Annotated in this window: 3 protein-coding genes; 2 read left to right on the top strand and 1 reads right to left on the bottom strand. The window is 58.5% G+C overall.

The window, feature by feature from the left end:
• Nucleotides 1-284: ATP-binding cassette domain-containing protein (locus NW860_RS05840; protein WP_414513001.1), on the bottom strand; the 284-nt coding region annotated here is incomplete at its 3' end.
• Nucleotides 285-475: 191 nt separating this feature from the next.
• Between NW860_RS05840 and NW860_RS05835 the strand changes: the two genes are divergently transcribed.
• Together NW860_RS05835 and NW860_RS05830 are read left to right on the top strand one after the other, a co-directional pair.
• Nucleotides 476-754, top strand: a complete 279-nt coding sequence (locus NW860_RS05835; RefSeq protein ID WP_414512999.1) for a hypothetical protein — start codon at nucleotides 476-478, stop codon at nucleotides 752-754.
• Between the two features lie 75 nt (nucleotides 755-829).
• Nucleotides 830-2,359, top strand: a complete 1,530-nt coding sequence (locus tag NW860_RS05830; protein ID WP_414512997.1) for a TM0106 family RecB-like putative nuclease — start codon at nucleotides 830-832, stop codon at nucleotides 2,357-2,359.
• Nucleotides 2,360-2,491: the final 132 nt, after the last annotated feature.

Below are 2,491 nucleotides of genomic sequence, written 5' to 3'. Positions count from 1 at the left end.
TGCCGCCGCACTGCTAAGGGATCCCGCACCACGTCGTAGCCCCCCACTTGGATGGATCCCTGGCTGGGTCGCGTGAGGCTAGTGAGCATGCGGATGGTGGTGGATTTGCCGGCGCCGTTGGGCCCCAGCAGGGCAAATACCTCCCCCTGAAAGATCCGCAGGCTCAAGTCCTGAACAGCCACCTGCTGCCCAAAGCGCTTCCACACCCCCTGCATTTCCACTGCCGCCGGCTGGGTCTGGGGCAGAGTCGGGGCCATTGAAAGAGGGGTTGCAATCAGCTCCATCTGCAGTGTAAAGAAGTCTTTCTTCCCTAGCATACGCCAGTTGGGTTGGCCTTCTCTCCTGGGCGGCTGTGATCCTCCTTACTCGGAGCTTTCACCTCGCCCTTGTAAAATAATTGACATCCAGCTGAGGAGCGGGGCTAGGCCAAAGCTCTACCCGAAGCACCAAGCTATAACCATTCAGGCGAGGCGCTATGCAGACTAGAGACCGATTTGATCAGATTGACTTCCGACTGGATCGCCTAGTCGGCGCTGTGTTGACCCTAGTTGAAGCCGTCAGCTCTATCAAAGACGACTTGTCCCACTTAAAAGACATCGTTCAGCAGCAGGCGCGGATGACGCAAGAGCACAGCGCGTGGCTGGAGGAGTTCAAGGCGGTTTGCCAGCAGCAAGCGGAAACAGCCCGGTGCCAAGCCGAAACGGTTGAGCGCCTCATTGCCCACTTCTTGCTAGCTCAGCAGCCCAAGGCTTAAGGCATGTCACAATGACAGCAGAGCTGAGGTCATCCGCCCTTGGAGTTCCCGCTTGCACCAGCCCAGCAGGGTTCTGTGGACACAGAAGAGGTGCTGGCCTTTTTTCGCTGTCGTCGCCTGCCCTACTTGGATCGCTTTGGACCTCAAGAAGCCAAGCTGCCGACGGAAAACCTGCTGGAGCAATGGCGTCGGGATCGCCAAGCTCTGCAAGCTACTGTCCTGGAGCGATTCCCGGGAGAACAGGTCGCGCCGGGCAATGAAGCCCTTCTGGCAGCTATGGCAGCAGGGGCGGAGCGGATCTACGGCGGGCAGATTGTAGCAGAGCTGTTTTGGGAAGCTGAGGCGGAGCTTGCCAGCTCTGAAGTTGCCCTCGCCTCTTCCCCTGAGACAGAGGTTGAGCTCCCTGAGGACGACTCCACTAGGGCTGTTCCAGAGTTTCGTTCCGTTTGGGTAAGCAGCTCGCTGGACCTCCTGATTCGGGATCCCGCCCTTCGCAGCCAAGACCGGCCCGTTTACCTGCCGGTGCACATTCGCCTCGGCAAGCGCCCCAAGCCGGAGTACGAACTGTTGTTGGCTTTGCAGGCCGAGTTGCTTGGATCCCTGGAGGGGCAGGTGCCCAAGCACGGCTTTCTAATTTTGAAAGACAAGGAATGGTACCCCGTCGAGCTAGATCGACGACGTGCTCAGGTGCGCCGCCTGCTGCAAGATTACCTGCGCTCCCTTAGTCGACCCGAGCCGCCCCAGGTGTTAATGGCCCGCAGCCGCTGTCATCTCTGCCACTGGCGGAACTACTGTCGGCAGCTAAACGCCACCACCCAGCCCCTCAGCCTGCTACCGGGTGTAACTAGATCCCGCTATCCCCTTCTGCAAAAGGCGGGGATTGACTCAATTGAAGCCTTAGCCAACGCCCCCCTAGAAACGCTACAGGCCATTCCCAAGTTGGAAGTCGACGTGGCCCTGCAACTACAGCTCCAAGCCCGCGCCACCCTCAGCCGCCAGCCCCTCTGGCTGCAATCCCCACCCCCAGCTCTGCCGACAGCGCCCGTGGAGCTGTACTTCGACATCGAGGCAGATCCCCGCCACAACGTTGCTTACCTGCTGGGCTTGCTCGTGGTAGAACAAGCAGAGGAGCACAAGGTTGTCAACTACTACAGTTGCCTAGCTGCCGAGCCACAGGAGGAAGGACAGGCCTGGCAACAGTTTCTAGAGTTGGTTCAACGTTACCCTGAGGCGCCCATTTATCATTTCCATGGCTTTGAAGTACAGACTTGCCGGCAACTGGGGGAGCAGTACCAAACGGATCCCCGAGAGGTGCAGCAACTGTTGGAGCGCTTTGTGGATTTACACACCTGGATTCAGCGGTCGGTAGTGCTGCCCGTTGAGAGCTACTCCCTGAAGAACATCGCCCGCTGGTTGGGGTTCAAGTGGCGACTGCCCGAGGCCAATGGAGCCTACTCCATCTACTGGTATAGCCAGTGGCTAGAAACACGAGATCGCCACTATCTAGAGCAGGCACTCATCTACAACGAGGACGATTGCCAGGCTACCTATCGCCTTAAAGCTTGGTTGAGTCAGAGTGCAGCTTCTGAGTCCAGTAGGAGATAGCTCCTTCCCTTTGCCTAGCAAGGCAGTAACTGCCCTCCTTCTTCCAGCAAAAAACCCCCACCGAGGGGTGTAGTAGGGTCTGGCACCGAGCTATTTTTCCGGAGGGTCACCCCTCCAGTAGGTTCGCCGCTG

It is taken from the genome of Synechococcus sp. F70.1 (genome assembly GCF_047502745.1).
Classification (GTDB): domain Bacteria; phylum Cyanobacteriota; class Cyanobacteriia; order Thermostichales; family Thermostichaceae; genus Thermostichus.
Note: the sequence above shows the minus strand (reverse complement) of the source record. Positions and strands in the feature narration are given on the sequence as shown.